This window comes from Thalassoroseus pseudoceratinae, from assembly GCF_011634775.1.
In the GTDB taxonomy this organism is placed as follows: Bacteria; Planctomycetota; Planctomycetia; order Planctomycetales; family Planctomycetaceae; genus Thalassoroseus; species Thalassoroseus pseudoceratinae.
In genome coordinates, this window is the sequence record NZ_JAALXT010000008.1 from 17694 (window position 1) to 43999 (window position 26306).

Annotated in this window: 17 protein-coding genes; 8 read left to right on the forward strand and 9 right to left on the reverse strand. The window is 55.6% G+C overall.

The annotated features are described in order from the left end of the window. Positions 1-59 precede the first annotated feature (59 nt). A complete protein-coding gene (locus G6R38_RS24475; protein WP_166831433.1) occupies positions 60-782 on the reverse strand; it encodes a GNAT family N-acetyltransferase in 723 nt (240 codons plus the stop codon). A gap of 280 nt (positions 783-1062) precedes the next feature. On the opposite strand from G6R38_RS24475, the gene G6R38_RS24480 reads away from it, so the two are divergent. The 8 genes from G6R38_RS24480 (at position 1063) to G6R38_RS24515 (ending at position 13229) form a co-directional block, all read left to right on the forward strand. Continuing rightward, the gene (locus G6R38_RS24480; protein WP_166831434.1) at positions 1063-5949 is read left to right on the forward strand and encodes an outer membrane protein assembly factor BamB family protein; all 4887 of its coding nucleotides are present in this window, start codon (positions 1063-1065) and stop codon (positions 5947-5949) included. Positions 5950-6080: 131 nt separating this feature from the next. Further along, entirely contained in the window at positions 6081-6977 is an 897-nt protein-coding gene (locus G6R38_RS24485; protein WP_166831435.1) for an FAD binding domain-containing protein, read from the forward strand. 53 nt (positions 6978-7030) lie between these two features. Next, on the forward strand, positions 7031-7525 hold the full coding sequence (locus G6R38_RS24490) for a (2Fe-2S)-binding protein (RefSeq protein ID WP_166831436.1): 495 nt from the start codon (positions 7031-7033) through the stop codon (positions 7523-7525). Between the two features lie 2 nt (positions 7526-7527). Then, positions 7528-9831 (forward strand): xanthine dehydrogenase family protein molybdopterin-binding subunit, encoded by a 2304-nt coding sequence (locus G6R38_RS24495; RefSeq protein ID WP_166831437.1) that lies wholly within the window; start codon positions 7528-7530, stop codon positions 9829-9831. 4 nt (positions 9832-9835) lie between these two features. After that, positions 9836-10753, forward strand: coding sequence for a TIGR02996 domain-containing protein (locus G6R38_RS24500; RefSeq protein WP_166831438.1), 918 nt, complete (start codon positions 9836-9838; stop codon positions 10751-10753). A 118-nt stretch (positions 10754-10871) separates the two neighbouring features. Beyond that, the gene (locus G6R38_RS24505; protein WP_166831439.1) at positions 10872-11687 is read left to right on the forward strand and encodes a diacylglycerol/polyprenol kinase family protein; all 816 of its coding nucleotides are present in this window, start codon (positions 10872-10874) and stop codon (positions 11685-11687) included. Positions 11688-11748: 61 nt separating this feature from the next. Beyond that, positions 11749-12012 (forward strand): MoaD/ThiS family protein, encoded by a 264-nt coding sequence (locus G6R38_RS24510; protein ID WP_166831440.1) that lies wholly within the window; start codon positions 11749-11751, stop codon positions 12010-12012. A 110-nt stretch (positions 12013-12122) separates the two neighbouring features. Beyond that, positions 12123-13229, forward strand: a complete 1107-nt coding sequence (locus tag G6R38_RS24515; RefSeq protein ID WP_166831441.1) for a hypothetical protein — start codon at positions 12123-12125, stop codon at positions 13227-13229. Here G6R38_RS24515 and G6R38_RS24520 read toward each other — a convergent pair. The 8 genes from G6R38_RS24520 to G6R38_RS24555 all read right to left on the reverse strand — a co-directional run bounded on the left by G6R38_RS24520 (position 13226) and on the right by G6R38_RS24555 (position 26294). Beyond that, positions 13226-16309 (reverse strand): valine--tRNA ligase, encoded by a 3084-nt coding sequence (locus tag G6R38_RS24520; protein WP_166831442.1) that lies wholly within the window; start codon positions 16307-16309, stop codon positions 13226-13228. The genes G6R38_RS24515 and G6R38_RS24520 overlap by 4 nt on opposite strands. 96 nt (positions 16310-16405) lie before the next feature. Continuing rightward, a complete protein-coding gene (gene cimA / locus G6R38_RS24525) occupies positions 16406-18058 on the reverse strand; it encodes a citramalate synthase (RefSeq protein WP_166831443.1) in 1653 nt (550 codons plus the stop codon). 314 nt (positions 18059-18372) lie between these two features. Beyond that, on the reverse strand, positions 18373-18837 hold the full coding sequence (locus G6R38_RS24530; RefSeq protein ID WP_166831444.1) for a hypothetical protein: 465 nt from the start codon (positions 18835-18837) through the stop codon (positions 18373-18375). 103 nt (positions 18838-18940) lie between these two features. After that, positions 18941-19819, reverse strand: coding sequence for a DUF1559 domain-containing protein (locus tag G6R38_RS24535; protein ID WP_166831445.1), 879 nt, complete (start codon positions 19817-19819; stop codon positions 18941-18943). A gap of 118 nt (positions 19820-19937) precedes the next feature. Beyond that, positions 19938-22415 carry a DNA translocase FtsK gene (locus G6R38_RS24540; RefSeq protein ID WP_166831446.1) on the reverse strand — a complete coding sequence of 826 codons (2478 nt, stop codon included), beginning with the start codon at positions 22413-22415 and terminating at the stop codon, positions 19938-19940. A 297-nt stretch (positions 22416-22712) separates the two neighbouring features. Next, the gene (locus tag G6R38_RS24545; protein ID WP_166831447.1) at positions 22713-23339 is read right to left on the reverse strand and encodes a phosphopantothenoylcysteine decarboxylase domain-containing protein; all 627 of its coding nucleotides are present in this window, start codon (positions 23337-23339) and stop codon (positions 22713-22715) included. 40 nt (positions 23340-23379) lie between these two features. Next, the gene (gene coaBC / locus G6R38_RS24550; RefSeq protein ID WP_166831448.1) at positions 23380-23928 is read right to left on the reverse strand and encodes a bifunctional phosphopantothenoylcysteine decarboxylase/phosphopantothenate--cysteine ligase CoaBC; all 549 of its coding nucleotides are present in this window, start codon (positions 23926-23928) and stop codon (positions 23380-23382) included. A 23-nt stretch (positions 23929-23951) separates the two neighbouring features. Next, positions 23952-26294 carry an efflux RND transporter permease subunit gene (locus tag G6R38_RS24555; protein ID WP_166831449.1) on the reverse strand — a complete coding sequence of 781 codons (2343 nt, stop codon included), beginning with the start codon at positions 26292-26294 and terminating at the stop codon, positions 23952-23954. Positions 26295-26306: the final 12 nt, after the last annotated feature.

The window sequence follows — 26306 nt, forward strand, 5'->3', positions numbered from 1 at the left end:
CAATTGGCGCGGAGTATACGCACGGGTCCGGCCACGGGTCAATCCGAACCTCGCGGGCCTCAAATGAGCGGAAAATGCGGTGGTTGAGTTTGAGACGCCGCGGGCCGATGAGTCATTGTCAAATAGTAGCCATCGGGTGACTCAAACCCTGTGACTTCAAAGGGTTCGAGCCGAATCTCGCCGGGAAGTTCAACCCGTTTGAGCGGTTGGGAAGCCGTCACTACGAACCCCAGTCGCTCGTAAAATCGAATAGCATGCGGATTATCTTGCATCACATGCAACACAATATCCGACGGTTGAAATGTCGTGTTTGCCCATGCAATGAGATGACCCACCGCCATCGACATTAGCCCCGGTTCGGCATCGGGCACGCCTCGGATGACGTTGTCGAGTTCCATCGTCCGCTGCGGATTGTGACATCGGGCAAACCCTGCATGACCAATGATCTGCCCCGTCCGATTGACGATTAAGAACAGAATCCGATCCGGCATGTCAAGCAAATGAGTTCGTAACCAACGGTGAGTTCGTTCCTCAGTGACCTCGAAAAAGGACGGGAATGTTGTGATCGGCTTGCGAAACTTAGTCAATAACCGCACGACGGCAGAGTCATTGGCATGACATTCACTGACGGGCACGAGAAATCCGCGTTGCCCACCCAAGGAGATCGCCACCGTTAGCAATTCCTCGCGAAGCTGAATTGCCTTCCGATGGTCGAAATCCTTCGTAATTTGGCTCTCAAACAGTTCCACAACACGGCCGGAGAGCGACGGAAATGTAATCATATTTGCCTCGGAAGAATACGCGAAGACGGGTGTCGTGATGTCATCCTAGAAAGGAGGGCTCACCCTGAGACAGGAGAAACTTCCAGATGCATTAGTAGAAACCCCAAGCCGCGCATGCTCTCCCGGACCGATGGATTTTTGCATCATTGATCCCTGGACAGGCTTTCCGTAATTCAGCCTTGAACTTGACCCGTGCTATTCTTCTAAGCCACCGCTATACTAGAGGTGTGACTCGATATCTCAACACTGCTGACGTTCTGATCGTCAAGGCTGGGATCAAATGACTGATTTGCAAACTGTTCCCGTGTGCTGCAATCCTCGCCTGGGTGGCGTCGGTATCACGGCTCTATTGACTCTCGTGTTGCTGCCGACCATTGGCTACGCGGACGATCAAGCGGATGCCGTTGAAGCCGGCGAAGCCGTGATGGAAGACGCTCCGGCAAAGGAACAAGCGGAAGCCAAGCCGGCACCGCAGAAACCCAAACCGGCCGCGAATCCATTGGGGCAGATTTTCCGGGGCATCTTCGGTCAGAAGCCACCGCAGCAGATTATCCCCCAAAACAAGAACAACCCGAAAGCGCCGCCGCAACAAACACGTCCCGCCGAGGAAGAAGCGGCGACCGAAGAAGAAGCCGACGAGAAATCGGCTCGTGACCATATCGACTTACGAGCGCCGCACGACCGCGAGTTGGCGAAAGCACTCCGTCGAGCGGAACGGTTCATCGAATCCGCCAAGGCCACGAATCAAGCCGCCGAGTGGCGAAACGCGATGGACACGTTGGCTCACATTTTGGGTTCCTCGGAAGCCAAACCTCAAGACGCCGACTCACTGACCACGAATCTCCCGGTCATCCGGCAAGAAGACGGTCAATGGACCCCCGCCGCCGATGTCGCGAACAAGCTCCTAGGAGAACTCCCGACGGAGTACCTCAACTTGTATCGTGCCACTTACGGCGGTCGTGCGAGGCAGCTGCTCGACGATGCGATTCAACAAGGGGACGCAGCGGCGATTGGTCAAATCGCGTTCCGCTATTTCCACACGCCGGCAGGAAAAGAAGCCCTCAATCGGGTGGGCATGTATCATGCGGACCGAGGGGAGTTCGGTTTGGCGGCTCGTTGGTTCGTGCGGTTGATGAATTCCCAATCGACCATTGCACAGCAGCCACGTTGGCAACTCAAGGCGGCCGCCGTTTTGAGCGCCGCGGGACATCCACTCGCCGATGAACTCTTGGAAAAGCTGAAAGAATCGGAGACCCCATTGACGGTGGGTGCGGACGTCGCGGTTGAGCCGCAGGAAATCATCACACAAATTCTGCCCAAACGAACAACGTCGCGTGTCCAATCCAATTGGCCGATGCTGCTAGGCAATCCCAGCCGCACGGGCATTGTCGACGGTGACGAACCACTCCTGTTGCCGCGTTGGCATCACCCGCTGACGAACTTCGAGCAGGGAGTCGAAAGCATCGAAATGTTAGCGGACGATCTGGTTGATCTCGGCCGTTCTCCGGTGCCCGCTTTCTTCCCGTTGGCAGTGGATGGAAAGATTCTCTCGCGGACGTTGCGGGGTGTATCCGTGTTCGATGCCGAGAGCGGTGCCGATTTGTGGGAAACCCGTGAAGGACTGTCGCCCGAACGAATTCTGTCCGGAGTCCGAATCACCAATCGCGCCAGTTTTGCGGTCGGCGGTGGTGCCATTCGGCAAGCCATGGCCTTTCCCACGAATTCCACAGGGTACTACAACGGCTACAACGCCGACCAAGACAAGCTCACCAGTTTGCTGTTCCGAAACGGCACCTGGGGAGTCATCTCCAGTGATGGTCAGCGGGTTTATGTTATCGAGGATCATGCCATTCTCTCGAAATATCAGCCAGGCAATACCTGGGCTTTTCGGAATGGCAACACCGATCCGTATCACCGTGATTTCACGAGCAACAAGATTGCCGCGTATGACATCAAGTCGGGACGATTGGAATGGGAAATCGGTGGCCAAGCGACCGACGAACCATTCGATCGACGATTGGCGGGGTGGTACTTCTCCGGTGTTCCCACCCCCGATGGCAACCGACTGCTCGTGATGGGCGAAAAAGAAAACGAAATCTGGCTGTTCGCTTTGGAACCGGAAACCGGCCGACCGCAATGGTCCCAATTGCTCGCCTTCGCCGACACCGAGATTTCGCACGACTTCGGACGCCGTTGGTGGAACGCCCAACCGTCCGTCAAGGATGGCGTCATTGTGTGTCCGACCACGATCGGTTGGCTGATCGGTGTGGACCAAACCCAACATGCGATTTTATGGTCGCATCGCTACGATCCGCCCAACACCGGTCAGCATCTGAATCGCTCGCATCGCAACGAAACCTATATTGTCCCCTCGTCACCGCTCAACGGACGCTGGACACCGTCGGCTCCGGTGATCTCCGGGCGACACGTCGTCTTCACCGCTCCCGAAACCCAGAAGGTTGTTTGCCTGGATTTGTTCACAGGAAAACCGAATTGGCAACGGAATCGAGACAACGACTTGTACTTGGCGGGTGTCTTTGACGACCAAGCCGTCTTCGTTGGCAAAACGCAGATGCGGGCTCAGAACATCACGACCGGCGAAACCGTTTGGACACTCGCATATACCGAGGATGCCAAAGACGAGACCGAACTGATGCGTCCCGCGGGTCATGGGGTGGCGGTCGATGGAATTTACCATCTGCCGTTGCTGTCGAGGCAATTGCTGTCGGTTGAGTTGGGAACCGGAAAAATCCGATCGCGACTGTTCCTCCCAGAAGATCATCCGGCTCTTGGAAACTTATTGATGCATCGTGGGTTGCTTGTGTCCGCTGGTCCGCATGGAATCACGGCATTCGAGCAACGCGACTCAGTTCGGTTGGCGATTCAAACGCGGCTGAAAGCCAACCCGATCGATGCCTGGGCGTTGTTGCGGCAAGGCGAGATTGAACTGTTGCATCACGACCACCAAGCCGCCTGGGAACTTCTGCAAAGGCTTGACTCAACGCAACTTTCCGCTGCGGATCAAACTCGATGGACTGAAGCCACGGTGTCTGCGGTTTCGCACCTCATCCGCGAGAACCTCGAAGGTGCCGACACGGAATTCGCGGCTCTCGAAGAACTCGCAGAGACTCATCCAAAGCATCGACGTCTTGTGCAACAACTTGCCGCCGAACGGTTCCGTGCCCGAGGCGATGTCAGTTCCGCGTTCCACGCGTACTTGAGCCTTGCCGATTCGACTCACGGTGAACTTGTGCCTCGCAACGATGACCGCGATGTGCGAGTTCGACTCTCACAATGGTTGGCCGGACGATTGGCAATGCTCTGGCGAGAGAGTTCCGAAGCCGATCGGAAACAATTGGACGATTTGGTCCGCGTACATGCGGACAAGCTCTGGCAAACCGATGACACGCCAAAGTCGTTCGATCGAGCCGAAAAGTTCTTGGACCTATTCCGGTTCCATCCACTCGCCAACGCGATCCGTGGAGAACTCGCGACACGTTACGCCGACAACGGCCAATTGGGAAATGCAGAACTTCATCTGCGTCGGCTCATGCAAAGCAACGACAAAGAGACTTCCCTCGCAGCGTTCGCACAACTTGCTAGTCGGTTCGAGCAGGCCGGATTACCCGCCGATGCCGCCACGGTTCGTCAGCAACAGTACCGCCGCTTCCCGGAAAGCACGCCCGCTGATCAAGCCGACCAAACGCCAACACAGGCGTTCAACACACCGGTGTCTTGGTCGGATCAAAGTGTGTCGCTGGAAATGATGAGTTCCTACTACTCATCGAATGAAGCCGCCCGTGTGCTGACTTCCCCGCCCTATCGGATGCCCTGCTTACAGCAATCGCGTTGGGAATTTCAGTATCAATATCAACAACTCGTACAAAAAAGTCTCCGAAGCGGTGAGGTCGAATGGATCGTCCCGCTGAAAATTCAGAACGGTGCACCAAGCCATAGCATGATCTCATCCGAAGTGGTGGGATCGATGATGTTCCTCGTGCACGGCGATGTCGTCCATGCCCTTTCCCCGCTGGAGAAACGAATCCTGTGGACACACGCCTTGGACCTTCGTGGTAGCAATAGCAGTCGCCGTTCGGTCAATCGAACTTCGATCCAAGCCATGCAAACCGGCAGTTCGTTCTCGAATAGTTCCAGTGTCCGTCAAAGGGCGTATGGTGGCGGGATGTTGGCGGTTGCGAACAGTGAATACGTTTGCGTATACGGTCGCCGTTCGATCTCCGTTCTCGATGCCCTCACCGGCGAAGTGCGTTGGGTCCGTGACCGTGTGCCGTCCCGGTCGGTGGTCTACGGCACGGATGAGGTCGTGCTGCTTGTGCCGCAGAACAGTACCGAAATCCAAGCCTACTCAGCGTTCGATGGTCGCAAGATCGACTTGAGAAACGCGCAGGCAGTCGTGAATAAATTGGTCCACACAACGGGTCGTCATCTCATCGTTTCCGAGCGGCGAACGTCGGCGAGCCTCTTGGGGTTGTCTGGTGCGAAGGCGTCCATCAAAGCGATTGAACCCGAAACGTCGAAAGTCAGTTGGCAACGAACCTTCCCCGAATCGACCTACTTTTCCACCACCGAAGACGGTTACTTGGCCGCTGTGCAGGCCACTGGCGATCTGAGCATGATCGACATGGAAACCGGCTTCGTGCAGAAATTTGAATCGTTTCCATCGGAATGGTTGCAAAGTTTGACCGAGCGATTCTTAGTCGTGGACTCGCATCAGGTTTACTTGTTCCTCAACAAACGCAGCCGAAACCACGTGTATTTCTCGTCGCAACTCAAACAGTTCCGCATGAACGGTCGGTTCATCGTGTTTGATCGGCAAACCGGCAAGCGAAAGTGGGATTCTGAAGTCAGCGATACCGTTTGTATCGTCGAGGAACTTCCCAATCTGCCGCTGCTGATGTTCTTCTCGGCCAAGTACCAGAAGAAGGGGAACTTCGGGTATTACTCGACCAAACTGACCGTTTACGACAAACACACCGGTTGGAAAGTCGCGGACCACGACTGGGCCACGAATTCGTCCGGTTTTCGGTCGTTGGAAGTCGATTTGAAGGACAAGCGAATCGAATTGGTGACTTACAACATGCGAATTCAAATGCAGGCCAAACCCCGTCCACCGGCGAAAGCCGAGGACGTCGGCACGGGTGAATAAGTCTTTCCCATCAACATCGGTGTATGCTAGCGAAGAATCCACCACTTCGAGTATGCTTTGAATGATCGGTGCCGGATTCGCTCGTCCGGCGACATTCATCTTCATGAAACAAAGCGAACTCGCTATCGACTATGCGTGACTTCGAATACGCCCGCCCGACAACTCTGGCCGACGCACTGAACCTGATTGCCACTCACAATGGGCAATCGCGATTGCTCGCCGGCGGGACCGACCTCATTGACCATATCCGAATGGAGCGACTCACCCCCGATTGGGTGATCGACATCAAATCGGTTCCCGAGCTGAACCGGCTGGAAGCCGATGACACGGGTTTCCACCTCGGTGCCGCGGTGCCCTGTTGGCGGATCAAACAAGACGAAACGATCTGCAATAGCTACTCGGCACTGGCGGATAGTTGCCGGATCATCGGGGGAATTCAAATCCAGAACCGGGCTTCGGTCGGCGGCAACTTGTGCAACTCTGGTCCCGCTGCGGACAGCACTCCGTCACTCATCGCCCTGAACGCCACCTGCGTGATTGACGGCGTGCACGGACGACGTGAAGTCGCGGTGGAAGAATTCTGTACCGGCCCCGGAAAAAACGTGCTTGATCCGGGTGAAATCTTGTTGGAGCTTCGGTTTCCGACGGCCCTTCCCTGGTCAGGTTCGCATTATCGCCGGTTCATTCCACGAAACGAAATGGACATCGCCAGTGTGAGTGTCGGAGCCTGGGTTCAACTCAACGAAAGTGGCGAGCGATTCGAAGCGGTTCGCGTCGCCATGGGAGCCGTGGCACCAACACCGCTTTACGTGCCGGAAATCAGCGACGAACTCGCTGGTCAAAGCGTTTCCGAAGAAACCATTCAGCGAGCGGCCGTCTTGGCGACGGCCGCGGCGCAGCCGATCGACGATATGCGGGGAACTGTCGAATTCCGCAAACACGTCAGCGGCGTCCTCACGCGACGAGTGCTCACCGAAGCCGTCGAACGTGCCCGCACCGGCCAGGTGCAATTCCACGTTCCCGGCTAATGACGTCGCAAGTTTGAATTCAGCAAGACTGTTCCCATCACGAAGGAACTCCGGTGGCCAAAAAACGAATTGTCAGTTTCACATTGAATGGACGAGTGGAAGAGTTTCTCTGTCTTCCTCGGCAAACGCTCTTGGAAGTGCTGCGAGACAACCTCAACCAGACCGGCACAAAAGAAGGTTGCTCCAACGGCAACTGCGGAGCCTGCACCGTGCTCATCGACGGTCGTCCGATCGACAGCTGTTTGGTGCTGGCGGTGGAAGCCGAAGGCGCAAAAATCGAAACGATTGAAGGTGTCGCGAAATCGGGTGAATTGCATCCACTTCAGCAAGCGTTTCTCGAAGACGCGGCATTGCAATGCGGCATCTGCACACCAGGTTTCATCATGTCCGCGAAAGCGTTATTGGATGAAACTCTCAAGCCGACCGAGGAACAAATCCGATTTGGACTCGCCGGAAACCTCTGCCGATGCACCGGTTACGACAAGATCGTCAAAGCCGTACAACATGCTGCCGAAACTCGCAATCAAATGATCGCTGAGGACCAATAATCATGTCGACAGTCGAACAACCGCAGACCACGAATGGAAAATACAAGGTCATCGGGACGCGACCGATTCGGCACGATGGTGTCGATAAAGTCACCGGCCGCGCCCAATACGGAGCCGACTTGCGTTTGCAAGGTACTCTCCGGGGGGCCATTCTCCGCAGTCCACACGCCCATGCGCGGATTCGTTCCATCGACACATCCGCCGCCGCGAAACTGCCGGGTGTGCACGCCGTCATGACCTCCGCGGATCTTCCGACGATCGAACACAAAGTCGAAGATCTCGGCGAAGGCATGTTCGATATGCAAGACCTCTCGAAGAACGTCTTGGCGACCGACAAAGTCTTGTACCGGGGTCATGCCGTCGCTGCGGTTGCGGCCGACGACGTTCATATCGCCTTGGAAGCCATCAAGCTGATTCAAGTCGATTACGAACCGCTTCCGCCCGTGCTCGATGTCCGTGAAGCGTGCCAAGACGGTGCCCCCATCTTGCACGAAGAACTACGGATGAGCGGTTTCGCCGACGCCAACGAACCGGAAGACCGCCCCACCAACATCGCCAAGAAATTCTTGCACGAAAAAGGCGACTTGGAAGCCGGTTTCGCGGAAGCTGATATCGTCGTCGAACGCGAATTCACAACGTCCACGGTCCATCAAGGCTATATCGAACCACATACCGCAACGGCCATGTGGAATTCCGATGGCAATCTGACGGTTTGGACGAGCACGCAAGGTTCGTTCACCGTTCGAGCCCAACTGGCGGGCTTGCTGGAGATTCCGCTCGCGAAAATCAAAGTTGTGCCGATGGAGATCGGCGGCGGGTTCGGTGGGAAGATCTCTGTGTATCTTCAACCGGTGGCGGCGGTGCTGTCCCGAATGACCGGGCGTCCCGTGCAATTCACCATGGACCGCACGGAAGTTCTCGAGGCAACCGGACCGACCCCCGGTTCCTGGATGAAAGTCAAACTTGGTGCCACGCGGGATGGCCAACTGACCGCCGGCGAAGCGGAAATCTATTTCGAAGCCGGTGCGTTTCCTGGTTCTCCCGTTGGTGCGGGGGCAATGTGTGTGTTTGCCTGCTACGACTTACCACACGGCCGCGTCACAGGTTACGACGTGTGCGTGAACAAACCGGCCACGAAAGCGTACCGAGCCCCCGGTTCGACACAGGTGGCCTTCGCGACCGAGAGCGTCGTCGATGAAATTTGTCGAGAACTCAATCTCGATCCTCTCGAATTCCGCATCAAAAATGCTGCCAAGGAAAGTACACGACGGATCGACGGACCGGTTTACTCCCGCATCGGTATGCAGGAAAGCGTAGAAGCGGCTCAAGAAAGTGACCATTGGAAGTCGTCACTCGATCGAGGCGAGTCTTCATCGGAAATCCGGCGTGGTCGCGGAGTTGCTTCGGGATTCTGGTTCAATGCCGGACTGAAGTCGGCTGTGTCCGCTAGCGTGAATTCCGATGGTTCGGTTTCGCTGGTGGAAGGTTCCACCGACATCGGTGGTTCCCGAGCGAGCATTGCGATGCAACTTGCTGAGACAATCGGTCTGCAAGCCGAAGACATTCGCCCCGCCGTCGTCGACACCGACTCGATCGGCTATACCGACGTCACCGGCGGCAGTCGTGTGACATACGCCACCGGTTGGGCCGCTTACGAAGCTGGACTGGATATTCGGCGTCAGTTCACCGAACGAGCCGCCATCATTTGGGATTGTCCGACCGACGAAGTCCAATACGATGACGGCACATGGCGGGGTCCGGATAATCAATCACTGTCCTTCCAGGAAATTGCCGCTCAGATCAATTCAACCGGCGGACCGGTCATCGGGCATGGCACGTCCGATCATGATGAACCCGGCGGAGCGTTCGCGACGCATGTGGTGGATGTGGAAGTCGATATCGAAACCGGCAAGGTGCAAATTATTCGCTACACCGCCACGCAGGATGTCGGTACGGCGATTCACCCAAGCTATGTCGAAGGGCAAATGCAAGGTGGGGCCGTGCAGGGCATTGGCTGGGCACTCAACGAGGAATATTGGTACGACGCCACCGGCGTGATGCGGAACAATAGTTTGCTCGACTACCGAATGCCAACATGCTATGACCTACCGATGATTGAAACGATCATCGTCGAAGTGCCGAACCCCGGTCATCCGTATGGCGTCCGAGGTGTGGGTGAAGTTCCGATTGCTCCGCCACCAGCCGCAATCGCCAACGCCATTCAAGATGCGATTGGCGTCCGAATGCGCCATCTTCCGATGTCGCCACCGCATGTATTGCACGAGATTTTAAAGTCATCGGTGTAGTTTGATGCCCCAGGATTCCGCGTTTCTTGAAGCGATTCTAGCCGATCCAGACGAGGATCTTCCTCGCTTGATTTACGCCGATTGGCTGGATGAACAAGGGGATCCTCGGGGCGAATTCATCCGCATTCAATGCGAATTGTTTCAGCGTTCTGACGATGTTCCATTTCTCCAGAACGAGATTTGGCGATTGCCACAACGGAAACGCGACGACGATCATTGGAATGCCTTGAAGTCTCGTGAACGGGAATTGCTTTCCGCCCATGAGGCCGATTGGATCCAACCGCTGAAATCCATTCAGACACGGGATTGGAAGCAATTCTATTTTCTGCGGGGGTTCGTCGAACACGGATGGTTTTCTGTTCGGGATTGGAAGAGTCACGGTGAAGAAATTTTGGACCAGGCTCCCCTGCTCGACAGTCTCGACTTGCGAGGTTTCGAGTCGCGGATGGGCACCATCGTGGAGTTGGAATCCCTGCAGAAAATTCGCCGCCTGACTCTCGAAGGGTATTTCCAAGGGTTCTCGACTGATAGCCCGCTCACCATGGGTGCCGATGGGGCCGCGTATTTGGCCGAGACGCCGCATCTGCTGAATCTCCGGGAAATTCGACTCCGAGAAAACGACATTCGCGATGCGGGTCTGCGTCACCTTTGCCAATCCCGTCATTTCGGAAGCTTGGAATTACTCGATCTCCAGCGAAACCAGATCACTGACGAAGGTATTACAGAAATCATTCGCAGCCATGCGTTTCCGAAATTACGGTCGTTGAATTTGCAATCCAATGAACTAACGGAAAGCGGGTTTTGGAGCCTCGTGAACTCGCCGCTTCCGGATCGCATGGACTACATCGACCTGCGAAATATCCGCGAATTGCGTCGCATCCGTGCACAACATCCGGAACTCCCCGATTCAATTTTGATTTGATCGCCGTCCTGCAAGGTCGGAATTGCTATCGGCTTGAACGTTGATTTCAAGTAGATTCCGCCGAATTGTCGGCCGCGATACGATTGTATCGGCAGCCCCGAATGGCGGAAGAAACTTGATGGATCAACTTCACCACCTATTTCCAACAAACTATTTACTCACGCTCGTCATCCACAATGTGGTTTTGGCGGCGTGGTGTTGGTTGTTGGGGTTGGCCGTTCTTGAGTTCGGTGTGAAAGTCAATTACACCCGGAAACTCAATCACTTCGTGCTGTTCATGCTGCCGATTGCGTTGGCCCCGCTACTGCCTTACGAACCGAATGTGTGGACGATCTCCGCCAGTGCAGTGGTTTTTCTAGCGACCACGGCCATTTTCTCCCGTCCGATTCGGGAACGCTTTTCGATCGTTCGCACGGCATTTGCGAGCGTTGATCGTCCTGAAGACCGGCCATACACCCTCTGCTGGATTATCACGCAGGCACTCGCTGCATATGCGACGTTGGTGGGCGTTTTCTTCGTGCTACGGGCGTGGGGTGATCCGAGACTGATCACCATTCCCCTGCTCATCACCGCCATCGGTGACGGACTCGCGGAACCGGTCGGCGTACGGTTCGGGCGGCATCGCTACCGTGTCATGTCCTGGGTGAGCGGCCGCGAATATGTTCGCTCGTGGGAAGGCAGTGCTTGCGTCTTGGTGTCGAGTGTAGTCATTCTTTTGTGCATGTCGTCGCTACTGACCACCACGCAACTCATTTGCCTTCTTCTATTTCTGCCCCCTTTGATGACGCTGATCGAAGCCGTCGCACCGCACTCCTGGGATGCTCCGTTTCTGTATGTTGTCGGTGGCGGGACCATTGCCATCGTGTTGCTCGTCTTCCCGACACCGGGAATGGCAACGGCGTCGCTATCTCACGCGGAGGCATTGATGAATTGATGTCGGTGGCATCAGGGTCGATAATTGCGAGAGCAACTCCAATAATCGAAGGCCGAGCCCTATGCCCCGCATTTTCATTCCGCCAATGCTGCGATCGCTGACCGAGAACCGTGATCGTTTCGAGACGAACGCCGTCACCGTTCGGGAAGCAATTGCCGATCTCGAAAGCCAGTTCCCTGGCATTGAAAGCCGGTTGTGCGTCGATGACAACTTACGACCGGACATCGCCGTGGCAATCGACGGTCGAGTCAGCCCACGCGGGCTCCGACAAAAACTCACCACCGATTGCGAAGTCCATTTTCTCCCAGCAATCGGCGGCGGATGAAAGAGACGTGAGAAGTCCCTGCTTGCGAAAATTGATCTGTTCCCTAGAGATCCTTTTCTCGCTGAATTGCGTTGTTCACTTCACACAAGAGCTCACTTCTGGGAATCGCCATGCCTGATCATCACTACGCATTTCATGTCTCGCTCAGTACAGACGATCAAACAACTGAAAGCCAATCACGCGAAGTCGATGAAATCAATGGCGAACTCAAGGTGGGGGAGTTGATTGACCGCCTGTTGAATGAATTCGGAATCGAGGGTCGATATTTCCAATGGCAACTAATGTTCGAGGGAACATTTATGCCGTTCAACAACCGACTCAACGAATGGTTCATGTCTCGGTCTGATCGCATTCCTTTGGTACTCTGCCCGAAGAATGACTTTTACGACCCGTTTAAAAGCGATTCTCAGTGGCCCGTTCAGTCAGGCAACACCAACCAAGAGATTGCTACTCACTGGATAGATCCGAGAAACTATGACGATAGCCATGAATCAGCCTTTTCGGATGATTGCCCATCAGTGTCAGACTTTAGCTTCGCTCCCGAAACTCAACGGGGTGAAAATTCAGTCCCCGCACCAGCGCAGCAATCTCGCAATGCGACGATCCGCTACTACTCTCGAATGAACCCACAGCGGGTGTACCCTTTCCTAGTCACCATTACCAAACAGATGGTAATCGAGGCAGTTCGCAAAGATGTAGGGCAAGACACAAAGGCATTTCGGCTTGCCCTAACTTTCCCTGTTGAAATTGAGCCGATTCTTCCTGGCTGCGACTGCTATCCCGCACGGATCGTCACGCGTCTCGATGACAACGACTTCCTCGCCAGGTTTCGGATTGTCCCTCGTGTTCTGGGAAAAGTGGATGGCGCTTCCGTCGTGATTCGGCAAAATCATGCTGTGCTGACCGAGATTGAATTGAAAGCCCGAGTCGTTCAGAAGATCTGGTTGATCGTCGCCGGAATTTTTACATTCGTGCTACCAGCATTCTCGACACTCGCAACACATTTTGGGCTCGATTTCGAATCCCAAAGCGAGCAGGGTTTTAGTTTCTACCTGACAGTTGCAAATCTACTACTAGATCAATTAACCCCTCTAAATTTGACCATCGGACTCGCATTGATCACAGCCGCAATTTGGTGGCGCACACGCCCCCAATCTCACGAAGTATTTTGGACTATCAGACAGGCTGAACCCGTAGCCTCCGCTGCAAACTCTTAGTCGTCCCGTAGTGCTTGCAGGATTTCTTCGACACTCTGAAGTTGGCTTTGGTGCCCTGCGAGTGTTTCTCGAATGCCGGCAACGACGTGTTCGGGAGCGTTGTTGAGGAAGCCCTCGTTGGCGAGTTTCTTCTCACTTCCCGCGATGAACTTGCGAAGTTTCTCGGCTTCTTTCTCTTGCCGTTTTAGCTCCGCTTGGCGGTCGATCAAACCTTCGAGGGGAATGAAGCCGTCTGCGTCTTCGATGGTGAAGTTCGCCGACGCCGGTGGCCGCGTGACTTCCGCCCCGGCCGCGCTGAGAACGGCTTTCGCAAGGTTGTCGAATTGGCTCGCGACACCTTGCAGGTCATCCGCAACATCAGCTTCACAGCGCACGTAGAGTTCGATCGGTTTGTTCGGTGGGATGCCGTAAACCGCTCGCACGTTCCGCACGGAAACGATGGTGTCTTGCAGCCGTTCAAATCGGCCTTCCAGGGACTTGTCTTGCCACTCTTTCGGCAATTCCGGCCAAGACGCGATGACGACACTCTCGGCGGCCGGTTCGGGTGTAGGGAGACCTCGTCCGGGCGCGATTTCTTGGAGTCGTTGCCAAAGTTCCTCGGTGACGAATGGCGTGAACGGTTGCAGCATTCGCAGAAGCGAATCCAGCACACTTACCAAAACACGCTGGGCCACCGGACGTCGAGATTCGTCCCGCAACCGTGGTTTGATCATCTCCAGGTACCAATCGCAGAACTCGTTCCACGTAAAATCGCGGAGCGTGCGTGTGGCGACATCGAATTGATACCGTCCCAAGTACGTCGTCAGTTCCTCGCTAGTCGTTGACAGTCGGCTGAGAATCCAACGGTCTTCGAGTTGTAAGTCTTCATCGGCAACCGCCCCGGGCGTGTAGCCTTCCAAGTTGAGCAGTGCAAACCGGCAGGCATTCCACAACTTATTGCAGAATTTCTGGCCGTACTCGAATCGTTCGCTCACAACGCGAGCCAACGGTTCGTCGGCAATCGGGTCAAGATACGGATGCGAGAACTGACTCTCCTCCTTACAACTCGTACAACGCATGCGTGGCGGTTCGCCGTCTTGCTTCGGTGGGAAGTCACCGATCAACGTTTCCGGCACCGAGTGGACCGCTTCGGGAGTCTTCAGTTGTTTCTGGTCGATCGTTTCGCCGCAGTGTGGGCACTCATACCCGACCGGCAACCGCACGTCTTGCGTTTCGCCGGCAAGCGAGGCAATGGTGAACCGCACCGCGTCGGTCCCATATTTGTTGATCAGGTCGACCGGATCAACCCCGTTCCCCTTCGACTTGGACATCGTCTGCCCGAAGCCGTCGAGAATTTTCGGATGGATGCACACATCGCCAAATGGAATGTCGCCCATGTTGTACAACCCCGTCAGCACCATCCGCGCGACCCAAAGCGTGATGATATCGCGACTCGTGACGAGCACATTGCCGGGGTAGAAATAGTCGAGAACTTCGTTCTTGGCGGATTGCGAATTGTCCGTGGCGGGCTGATCGGTATCCACGAGCGGCGGATTGTGTTTTTCGTCCGGCCAACCGAGCGTAGCATGCGGCCAAAGAGCAGAACTGAACCACGTGTCGAGAACGTCTTCGTCCTGCGCAAAACCAGCGGCGTCGAGTTCTTTTTCGATGTCCTCATGCCCGCCATCTACACAGACAAGGAGCACTTTCGTTCCTGGCTCGATGCCGTCCGCAACAACGCTGGCGGTGAACTCGCTCCATTCCGGCTTGATGGCTTTTGCTTCTTCCGCGCCATCGCCTTCCACACTTTTCGACCACACTGGAATCCGATGGCCCCACCAGAGTTGGCGGCTGATGCACCAGTCACGTTTTTCGCCGAGCCAATCGAGGTACGTTTTCTGATACCGTCGTGGATGGAATTTCACGCGGCCATCGGTGACGGCATCCATCGCGTTCTGTGCGAGGTCGTCCATCCTCACGAACCATTGGTCCGAAAGATAAGGCTCGATCGGCGTTTTTGAGCGGTCGCTGTGTTTGAGCGGAATCACCCGGTCCTCCACTTCTGTGAAGTGCCCCAGTTCTTCCATGGCCTCGATCACACCTTCACGGGCTTCGGGCATGGTTTTGCCGGTAAACCGACCACCATTCTCGTTCAGTGTGCCATCGGGATTGAGGATGTTGATCAAGTCGATTTCGTCGGGCTGACCGAGCTTCCGCTGATAGCAAGCATAGTCGTTCGGATCGTGAGCCGGTGTGACTTTCACAGCCCCGGTTCCCATTTCGGGATTGGCCAGCAAAGCGTCGGCGACGATCGGAATCAAGCGATCGCTGAGTGGCAATCGCACTTGTTGGCCGACGAGTTTTTCGTATCGCTTGTCACTTGGATGCACACATACCGCGGTATCGCCGAGCATGGTTTCCGGGCGGGTCGTGGAAAACGAGATTTTCTCACCGGTTTCGTTGCCGTCTGTATCGACGACCGGATACGTGAATGTCCAGAAGTGTCCTTGCACGTCTTCATCGAAGACTTCGTCATCGGCGACCGCGGTTTGCAGGTAGGTGTCCCAATTGACGAGACGTTTGCCTCGATAGATGAGACCGTCTTTGAAAAACTTGAAGAACGTCCGGCGGACCGCTTGGGAGCACACTTCATCGAGCGTGAACCGCACGCGTCGCCAATCGCAACTGGCCCCGATCGATTTCAACTGCCCGATGATGCGACCTTCGTAGGCGTCTTTCCATCGCCAAATGCGATTGACGAGCGCCTCGCGGCCGATGTCGTGTCGCGTGATTCCTTCCTCTTCGAGCATTCGACGTTCGACCACCGCCTGCGTGGCAATCCCCGCGTGGTCGGTGCCCGGCATCCACAGGGCTTCGTATCCCTGCATGCGTCGCCACCGGGTGATCAAATCCTGCAACGTCCCGTTGAGCGCGTGCCCCATATGCAACGCTCCGGTCACGTTGGGCAGCGGAATCATGATGGTATGTGGCGGCTTCGCGGGGTTGGGTTCCGCGTTGAAATAACCGCGACTTTCCCACACCGGATACCAATGCTCGCGGGCGGCGTGCGGATCGTATTGCTTCGGAATTTCCGTATTCATGATTGTTCGTTCAAGAACTCGTTAGGATTCAGTAGGTGCTCGGCAAGTGTGGGCCAAAGCGGTTTGCGTCCAGCCGTCCGATCGAGACGCTGAAATTCAGGGCATCATTTGCTCGGCCAATGACTCGGGTTGTTGGGTGGAATCGGTCGTTCCGTTTTCACCGACTTGGCCTTCATCTTTGAGCAGTTTGTACTCCACGCTATCGAACAACGCGAGCCAACTGGCTTCGATCACGTTTTCACTCACGCCGACCGTACTCCAAACTTCGTCAGCGTCGCGACTTTCGATCACGACCCGCACGCTCGCCGCGGTCCCACCGGCGGAGTTGATGACCCGCACTTTATAGTCGACCAGCTTCATTTCCGCGAGGTTCGGATAGCTCGGCAGTAGAGCTTTTCGCAATGCGTTGTCGAGGGCGTTCACGGGGCCATCGCCTTCGGCCACGACGTGTTCGATTCGCTCGTTGACGCTGAGTTTGATCGTGGCTTCGGTCAGAGCTTCGTCGAGCGGTTGATCGGGCATCGCGGGACGGTGCCCTGTTTCCACATTCACCCGGTAGTGAATGCGTTGGAATTTCGGCTCGTAATTACCGGCCAACTTTTTGACGAGCAAATCGAACGAGGCTTCCGCGGCTTCGAATTGATAACCGATGTATTCGAGTTCTTGAACCTTCTCCATGATGCGTTTCATCAAGTCGCCGTCATGATCGAGTTGATACTTGGTCGTTTTTGCAACGATGTTGGACCGCCCGGAAAGTTCACTGACCAGCACCCGCCGTTCGTTGCCGACAGCTTCGGGCTCGATGTGCTCGTAGCTCGATGCCAACCGATTCACCGCGTGCACGTGCATGCCGCCTTTGTGAGCGAATGCACTCGCTCCAACGAACGGCTGACCGTTGCGAAAATTCATGTTCGCCAGTTCGTACACATACCGCGACAACTCGGTGAGGCGTCGTTCGCCGCCATCGTGCAAGACATCGTGCCCCTTCTTGAGAGACAAATTGGCAGCCACGCTGATGAGGTCGGCGTTCCCGCAGCGTTCGCCGATCCCGTTGATCGTGCCCTGCACTTGAATCGCACCATGATCGACTGCCGCCAGAGAGTTGGCGATGGCCACATCGGAATCGTTATGACAGTGAATGCCGACGGGAATCGAGAGTTCTTTCCGTGCGATTTCGACGAATTCGGCGATCCGCTCCGGCAGACTGCCGCCGTTGGTGTCGCAAAGAACGGCGATCTCCGCGCCCGCTTCCTCAGCGGCTTTCAATGTAGAGAGTGCGTAGTCGCGGTTGGCTTCGGTGCCGTCGAAGAAGTGTTCCGCGTCGTAGACAACTCGTCGCCCTTCCGCCGCGAGAAACCCGACCGAATCGCGAATCATGGCGAGATTCTCTTCCAAATCGACTCGCAAAATTTCGGTCACGTGTAAGTCCCACGTCTTGCCGACGATGGTCACCACAGGAGCGAGGGAATCCCGGAGGGCTTTCAAACCGACATCATCTTCCGGACCAATCCCCTTACGGCGGGTCATTCCGAACGCCGCGACCTGGGCATGCTTCAAATCGAGATCACGGACCTGCTGGAAATATTCGGCGTCTTTTTGATTCGAAAGCGGATAGCCGCCTTCGATGAAATCGAAGCCCAACTCATCCAACTTCAGGGTAATTTGCAGTTTGTCCTGCAACGAGAAGTTCACGCCTTCGCCCTGGCTGCCATCGCGGAGGGTCGTATCGTAAAGTTGAATGCGAGCCATGAAACAGGTTGTCCGTTGTTCGTGATGAGTTGGAAGCCGAGCGTCAGCGGACACTCCACAAAAAAACCCCCGCAGGCCTAGCGACCTGAGGGGGTGAAATCTATTCGAAGATTCACCTACACTTCGAGCCGCTAGGACCGTCGCCAATAATGACGACGCCAATAATTTCGGCTTGAATTGTAATGGTGCAATCGAACATTAGTGAAACCATTCAGCCATTAATTTGAGTTTGATGTTAGACACGGACACGGGTGCTGTCAAATCCGTTCGGATTTTTTCCCCCGTAAACGGCGGCATGGGCGATTGCCGGCGGATCAAACTTCTTGTCGTCGGCTGCCCTTCGGCTTGGGATTCTTGGCCGATTTCGGAACTTTCAAGTCGACCGAAACCGGACTCGTGCCGTCATATTCGGGAAGATCGTACTGGAATTCGTACTCGGGAAAGAGAGGCGATCCCAGCGGCAACTCTTCATCCGGTTTGGGGTTTCCATCGAACGCCTTGACCCGAATGATGTGTGATCCACCAACCACACCGGTTCCGGCTTCAGCCGTCGTGAATTTACCGTCTTTGATTCGGGCACTTCCCGCGGGTCCGCTGTTCCCTTTGCCGCTGTCGGGGATCAAAGTAATCGTGCCAGCCGGAATTGGTTGGCCGTCGAAGACAATGCTTCCTTCAAGAGTATAACGATCGGGTGCATCGCTACCGCCACCACAACCAGTGAGCAGGCATGATACGAGAGCCAAACCGAGAACATGGGTCGAAATCAAGTTGAGCGACATCGTTGGCAACCACCCCACAGTGTTGAATTAAACTGACACGAAATAAATTAGTCGAGAGATGCCAACTAGCCCCCCTCGACTAATGTTACGCAATCGTGAACGATCAGTGGGCGACTTCCGTCTCTCCACCGGCGATACTAGCTGTCGAAAGATAGACGCCGTAGTCCACATTCTCAGAGATGAAAGCCACGGTGCCGTCACCATAGAGGAACTGAGCACCTCCAGGGTGGTTACTACCGAAGTTCATGTCGTTGAATAGCGAAGTATCGTCGCCGTTGATCTGCTGAGCGAAGTTCTTCGCGGGAGCCATGTAGCCGTTGCTGCCTGATGAACCACCGCGTGTCCAAGGACGATACCGGGTGGGATTGCCGTTTCGGTCTCCCCAAGAGATTTCCCCAACCACTGCGGTGTTTGAGGTTCCGTCGGTAACGTCACGGAACTTCTTCACGCTAGTCGTCCCATACTGGAACAATCCTTCGTGCGAGAAGCCACCGTGTGTACCGTCACTGTCGCGGTAATCGACCATGGTTACCGGGTTTTGCCCGGTCGGTCCTAAGATCCCGTAATAGTGCGTGGTGTAATCGTTGTTGTTGTCGTCGGCACGTTCTTCAGAGCCACTCGGACAGAGGTAAGCTGCCATCCGTTGTTGACGGAATGGATTGTTAACCCCGGAATTGTGTGCGATGCTAAAATCAAACTGTTCGAACAAGTTGTCTTGTTCCATGAATGGTAGAACAGAGACGAGCCAACTCAGGCCATTGCTCACGCTGACCGCACCTGGTGGAAACGCAGAGTTCACGTCGTGATAGTTGTGCAACGCGATTCCAAGTTGCTTCAACTTGTTCTTACATTCGGTTCGACGGGCCGCTTCACGAGCTTGTTGAACGGCTGGAAGAAGAAGTGCAATCAGGATTGCAATGATCGCAATCACAACCAGAAGTTCGATGAGCGTAAAGCCCCTACGTCTGACAGCATTCTGCATGTGACACCTTTCGAGAATTGACCGAACGGCCAAAAAAGAAGATTTGAAGATGTTCTAATTTACCAAGACGACAAACGGCCCGCAAGTACTGACATTTTTGAATAGCGCTAGAAATAAGCTATGCGGGCACGCCCTCACGATCGGCTTTAAGGGCTTCCCATTCTTCCATAGTGTAGAGCACTTCGCGAGCTTTGGAACCGTTGTAGTCACCGACGATGCCGTCTTCGGCCATGTAGTCGACAAGTCTCGCCGCCCGACCGTAACCGATCCCGAGAAATCGTTGCAGTCGTGAGACGCTTCCGAGTTGCTCGCGAATCACCACCTCAACAGCTTCCTCATACAGTTCGTCGCGGTCGTCAGTCCCGGTGGGTGTCCCGGATTTGTCACCCGTCGGGGCTTTGAGTTGTGCCAATTCCTGACTGTATTGCGGCTCATACTGTGAGTAGAAATCGATCACCGCGTTGACTTCTTCATCCGATACAAATGCCCCTTGCGCCCGAGTGACGGTACTTGTCCCCGGTGCAAGAAACAACATATCTCCGTTGCCGAGCAGGCGTTCGGCTCCCATTTCGTCCAACACCACACGGCTGTCCGTACGGCTGGCGACTTGGAAACTAATTCGTGCTGGCAAGTTGGATTTGATTAGTCCAGTCAGAACGTCGACAGTTGGTTTTTGTGTCGCAAGCACCAAGTGAATGCCCACCGCACGGGATTTTTGAGCCAATCGAATGATGTGCCCTTCCACGTCTTTGCCGCTGGTCATGATCATGTCGGCCATTTCGTCGGCGATGATCACAATATACGGCATCCGATCGGGAATCTCCTCGCATTCGAGCATGTCTTCCGGATCATCCGGATCAAGCCCCATCCGATCGAGAATCTCGTCTTTGCCGAGCTTGTTATAGCTGTCGAGATGGCGGACTCCGGTCCGCGCGAGCAAGTCGTAACGCTCCTCCATTTTATCCACCGCCCACGCGAGCATCGCCTCGGCTTTTTTCATATCGGTGATGACGGGGTGCATCAGGTGCGGCACGCGTTTGTATGGGCTAAGTTCGACCATTTTCGGGTCGATCATCAGCAGTTTCACGTCCTCGGGGGTTCGTGTCATCAACATGGAAATGATCAAAGTGTTGAGACACACACTTTTCCCCGTCCCCGTTCGACCGGCGATCAACAAGTGAGGCAATTTCGTAAGATCGACCGTCATCGGATGACCGCTCACGTCTTTGCCGAGATAGACCGGCACACGGTGCGAACCGCGTTCTTTCTCACAGCACTCGATGAGTTCCCGCAGACGGACCATGACCTGCTTTTCGTTCGGCACTTCCACACCAACCGTGTTTTTGCCGGGAATCGGCGCCACGACACGCACCGATGGCACTCGCAATGCAATCGCAATATCGTCGGCGAGCGCAGTGACACGCGACAATCGCAAACCGGGTTCCAACTGCAACTCGAACTGCGTGACCACAGGGCCGGTGTCGATCTCGACAACCTGAATGTTCAACCCGAACTCTTGAAAACACTGCTCCAAAGTCTGAGCCGCAACTTGAGCTTTGCTAGCTAGCAGTTCGTACGGAAACGCTTCCGGCTGTTCGAGCAAATCGGTTGTGGGCAACTCGATTGTCTGCACGACGGGTTTCGGTTTCGGCTTCGGAGCAACAGCGGCAGGTGCGGTCCGCGGACGGTTGATGCGAATCGGTTGCCGAGGTTTCGGTTCCTCCACCGCCAAGGGAATGCTTTCCGGTTCTGGATCCGGCTCCGGTTCCACTTCGAAGTTCATCTCAGATTTGAGTTGAAACTCCGGGCGAGCCGACGCATTGACGTTCCAACCGTCCGCGATTTCAAATGTTGGTGGTGGGTTGATCGGCACGGGTGGTCGCACAACCGGCGGTTCGGATCGTGGTCCATCCTCCGCTGCGTTCTGTGCCATCGAGCTTTGCAAAATCGGCGGTTGGGAAACGGGAATGCGATCCAGCTCCCACGACGATTTCTTCTCATCTTCGTCGTTCGCGTCCGGTTTTCGACGACGGAACGGGTTCAGCCAACGCAACAATCGCAACGGTGCTGTCAACGCGAACAATACGTTCCGAATGATGGCTAAGTCACCAGTCAACAACATCCCGGCGAGCAACGTACATCCGAGCAGAATCGAAACACCGATCATGTTGAACTGACCGGTCAGCAGGATTTGCCCCCACGCTCCGAACTTTCCGCCGCTACCAACGAGCGGGCCTAACGACCAATTCGGAACGAACAATTGCAGCAGCACACAGACCGCGACCAACGCCAAAGCGACACCCACGAGTCGGGAGATCCACCCCGAGACGCCCTCTTTGGAGAACAAGCGAGCGTCGGAAGTCAGCATGCAGGCCAACACAAACCACGCACCGAGTCCACAGTACTGGTTCAAATAGAACGCAACCTGCGCCCCGATCTCGCCACACACGTTGCGAATGTTCTTCGTCGCTGGCCAAATCAACTGGGAAGGCGGATCAGCCGGCGAATAACTGATCAGACTCAAAGCCACAAAGCCCGCCGCCGCCAACAGAGCCAACGCGAGCACATCATCCCGAATCCGTCGGATATTGATCATGAAACTTACCACCACGTCCGTATGGCGTCGCATCGTGGCTGGTTGGGAACGCAACACGCACCGCCGGTTGAGTAACCGTTCCAACTGCGTTTGCCAGTTCAACCCGTCCCACCCGACGAATCCGCCGCCGACTCCTAGAATTCATCTCCTTATTGGAATGCGAAATCCGACTCCCTACGATTCGCATTCCAAACTTATCACGCCGGTGCCAGAGTGATGCCAAAAAACAACACGCACTCTGGGTTTCCCGGGCGAGGTGTACCGACGGTACGGGCTGGGCAAACCTGAGAGACGGACTCAAGACGGATGAAGGTGCGTCGCGACCCAACCAACGAGGTCGTGCGCGATCTCACTTTTCAAACCGGCCCACTCCGCAAGCGTGTGGCCGGAGCCGTCCAGCAGCTCGACGGCATTGGCTTCAGAACCGATGGCGGTCGGTGCGTTCAACACCACGATGTCGCAATTCTTGGCCCGCAGCTTTTGCAATGCGTTCTCACGGGGATTGTGGGCTTCCAACGCGAACCCGACGACCCATTGGTCCGTCTTCGTTCGGCCCAACTCGGCGAGCACGTCATCGGTTTCGATCATCTCAATCGACACCGGCGCTCCCGTCTTCGCGATCTTCCCTGACACACGTTCTTTAGGTTTGTAGTCGCAAACCGCAGCGGCTGCGATCACGCCATCGCACGTGGGAAACATCTCTCGACAGACTTCGAGCATCTCGGACGTCGTCTCGACAGCGTGAAATTCACACCGAGTCGGTGGTGGCAACTCGACCGGCCCGCTGACGAGCACAACTTCGTGTCCCGCTTCGACCGCCGCCGCCGCAACCGCGTACCCCATTCGTCCGCTACTCGCATTCGAGAGGTAACGCACATCGTCCAAATATTCCCGAGTTGGCCCGGCCGTGATAAGAATTCGCATGACCCCGATCATCAAAAAAGGAAACAAGTGGCCGAAGATTCTAACCAACTGTCTCCAGCAATTCCGCGATGCGGTCGAAAATCGTTTTGGGTTCGGCCATGCGTCCGGCTCCGACGCGACCGCACGAGAGCCAACCGGAACCGGGTTCGACTATGTGCACCCCGTCGGATTTCAACGTACTCACGTTCCGCTGAACGGCCGGTTTCTCCCACATCGCAGTGTTCATTGCAGGAGCGAATAGAAACGGGCATGTGGTGGTCATCGCGAGTGTCGAAAGCAAATCGTCCGCCAAACCGTTTGCAACTTTGCCGAGAAAATCCGCCGTGGCAGGAGCGACCACGAACAATTCCGCCGCTTCCGCAAGCCCGATGTGTTCGCCACGAAAGTTGGTTTCCGGGTTCCACAGGGTTGTCAGCACCGGACGATTAGTGAGTGCTTCGAAGGTCGTCGGGCCCACAAACCGCGTGGCCGCTTCGGTCATCACCACCGACACCCCTGCTCCGGCTTGCACCAACTTGCTGCATAAGTCGGCCGTCTTGTAAGCCGCAATGCCCCCGGTCACACCGAGTAAAATTTCACGATTGTTCACAAGTCTTCCCGAATGAAATGGCGTCACGACACCTGCTGCGAACTTTGCAATCGAGCGCCGTCGAAGAGTCGGAGTAAATTCGGCAACAACACGAGATCCCCAACCAACGCGGCCACCATTGCGACGGCTGATAGTAGCCCAAAATGCGACATCGGCAGAAAATCGGATAAATACAGGATACCAAACCCAGCACAGTTCACGACGGATGTCAGCACGATCGGTCGGCCGATCTCACCGAATGTGCCCACCAGAGCCGTATCGACATCCGCGCCCTCCTCACGACGTCCCAGGTAATGCATCACGAAGTGCACCGTGTCGTTCAGACCGACTCCGAGTGCGATTGTCGTGACCATGGCCGATCCGCAGTTGAGTGGGATATCACAAATCCCCATGACACCGAACACCACCAACACTGGAAACGCATTCGGCAAAAACGCGATGGCCGTCAATCGAAACGAACGGAACAAAGCCACGCAGACGGTCGCCATCGCTAACATCGCCACCAGCAAACTCTTGGTGATCCCGCCGAGAAGCTGCTCGGAGAGCACCGCGACACTCGCTGCCGTTCCCGAGTAAAATGCCTCAAAAGATTCATCGGGAACCGCTTCGCGAGCCGCACTCATCAGCGGGCGAAACCCTTCACCCGCATCGTGCGACATGAACGTCACCCGCATCGCCCCGCTGTCCGCCCGATCGACGAGCCAATTGTTGAAGATGCGACGGAACACGGCACTCCGCCCCAAATGGGCGGCCCATTCGCGATACTCGCCGTCAGCCAACGCTTTGCCTCCTAACCGATCCCAAGCGTCAATCTTCTCCTGCATGGCGGCGGTTGAAATCGTTTTGCGAACTTCTGGCCGACCGGCGATCTTTCTTTCGAATTTCAATGCCAGATCGCGAAGGCGTCGTTCTTCTTTAGCTCGAGCCTCTGGATCGCTCGGCAACCCGTGTGGCTCCAGCACGACATCTAATAAATAGTGACCGAATTTTCGCTCGCTGAAGTGATTCAGCGCAATCGCTGTCCGTGAGGTTTCCGGGAAAAACGAGAATGGATCGGCATCGAGTCGCACCCAACTCGACGCCCACGCCAACCCCAAAAGCAATACGCACAGCACCGACGATGTCTTCCAAGGCGACCCGGTGACGAATCGCTCCATGTGTTCGAGTTTCGCAGCTGAGAGAATCACGCCCGGATACGCACGGAACGTCGGCAATGCCAACCACACACAGTACGCGCCTAGAAACGCCAGAATCGATCCAAAAAACAATTCGACCCCCAACTCTCTCGCCGGGGTGAGTTCGTTGAATGTCAGCATCAGAAAACCGAAGCCGGTCGTGATCGCCGCTCCCAGACACGGCACAGCGACCCAGTGAATGAAATGCCGTCGCTGTTCGCGGGAAACGTGTTGTGCGGTGTCCAGAGATGCTCGCTCATGGGCATCCGGCAAGACATCGTGGGAGTGACTTGGCACGGAATGGTAATGCGCAAAGTGTACCGTCGTTGTGATCACGACCACCGCCATCAGAACCGGTCCATCGACCGTTAACACGTTGAGTGTCCACCCCTGGGCAGCCACTCCGGCGAGCATCATTCCGACGGCCCACCCTCCACCGATAACCGCCGTCACAACCGCCGCCCAGGAACGGAAACCAAACCCCAACGTCAGCAACGCCAACAACACTGCAGGCGGTAACAACGTGTAGGCAATCCGCCGGGCAACTTTCTCCAATTCGAATTGAATGATGATCGGACCAGCGGCGTGAATCGTGATGTCCTCGGACGATTGCTCCGCGTGTTGCATCGCTTCGTAGATGCCGGCGGAAACGGCACGCCGTTGGTCATCGAGTTGCGACTTCTGCGTTTCCACGTCGAACTCGTCAACCATTTCGACAACCATCAACAACGTGCGACCGTCATCGGAACTGTCCTCGGTCCGCCAGACAGATGGATCATCGAACAACGAACCGCGATACATCTGGTACGGGTCCGGTTCGCCGGGTTCGGGAACGGCGACGAGTTTTGTCAGCGTGGTATCTTCGATGACTTCGGCAATCAACGAGGCATCGGTGACGCTGCGAACGCCATCGATTTGCAACAGTTCGTTCCGAAGGGACCGCATCGTTTCGAGATCGTCATCCTGTACCGGCCGAAAAAATTGCACACCGATGATGACCGAATCGCCGTACTCGTAATGCTCCGCGTACCGTTCCCACGCCCGAATGGTGCTATCGGGAAACCAACGTTCGGGGGAATCGTTGACGGATAGCGTCGGCAAAAACCACGCCAACCCGGCAAACGCCAAAACGGCGATCGTCAGCGTGACGATGCGATGCCGAGCCATCCCAATCAGTAAGGATTCGAGCAAAGTGATTCTTTC

Coding starts and splice junctions, on each gene's coding strand:
- G6R38_RS24475 (WP_166831433.1), bottom strand. CDS start 782: ATGATTACATTTCCGTCGCTCTCCGGCCGTGTTGTGGAACTGTTTGAG.
- G6R38_RS24480 (WP_166831434.1), top strand. CDS start 1,063: ATGACTGATTTGCAAACTGTTCCCGTGTGCTGCAATCCTCGCCTGGGT.
- G6R38_RS24485 (WP_166831435.1), top strand. CDS start 6,081: ATGCGTGACTTCGAATACGCCCGCCCGACAACTCTGGCCGACGCACTG.
- G6R38_RS24495 (WP_166831437.1), top strand. CDS start 7,528: ATGTCGACAGTCGAACAACCGCAGACCACGAATGGAAAATACAAGGTC.
- G6R38_RS24500 (WP_166831438.1), top strand. CDS start 9,836: ATGCCCCAGGATTCCGCGTTTCTTGAAGCGATTCTAGCCGATCCAGAC.
- G6R38_RS24505 (WP_166831439.1), top strand. CDS start 10,872: ATGGATCAACTTCACCACCTATTTCCAACAAACTATTTACTCACGCTC.
- G6R38_RS24510 (WP_166831440.1), top strand. CDS start 11,749: ATGCCCCGCATTTTCATTCCGCCAATGCTGCGATCGCTGACCGAGAAC.
- G6R38_RS24515 (WP_166831441.1), top strand. CDS start 12,123: ATGCCTGATCATCACTACGCATTTCATGTCTCGCTCAGTACAGACGAT.
- G6R38_RS24520 (WP_166831442.1), bottom strand. CDS start 16,309: ATGAATACGGAAATTCCGAAGCAATACGATCCGCACGCCGCCCGCGAG.
- cimA (WP_166831443.1), bottom strand. CDS start 18,058: ATGGCTCGCATTCAACTTTACGATACGACCCTCCGCGATGGCAGCCAG.
- G6R38_RS24530 (WP_166831444.1), bottom strand. CDS start 18,837: ATGTCGCTCAACTTGATTTCGACCCATGTTCTCGGTTTGGCTCTCGTA.
- G6R38_RS24535 (WP_166831445.1), bottom strand. CDS start 19,819: ATGCAGAATGCTGTCAGACGTAGGGGCTTTACGCTCATCGAACTTCTG.
- G6R38_RS24540 (WP_166831446.1), bottom strand. CDS start 22,415: ATGATCAATATCCGACGGATTCGGGATGATGTGCTCGCGTTGGCTCTG.
- G6R38_RS24545 (WP_166831447.1), bottom strand. CDS start 23,339: ATGCGAATTCTTATCACGGCCGGGCCAACTCGGGAATATTTGGACGAT.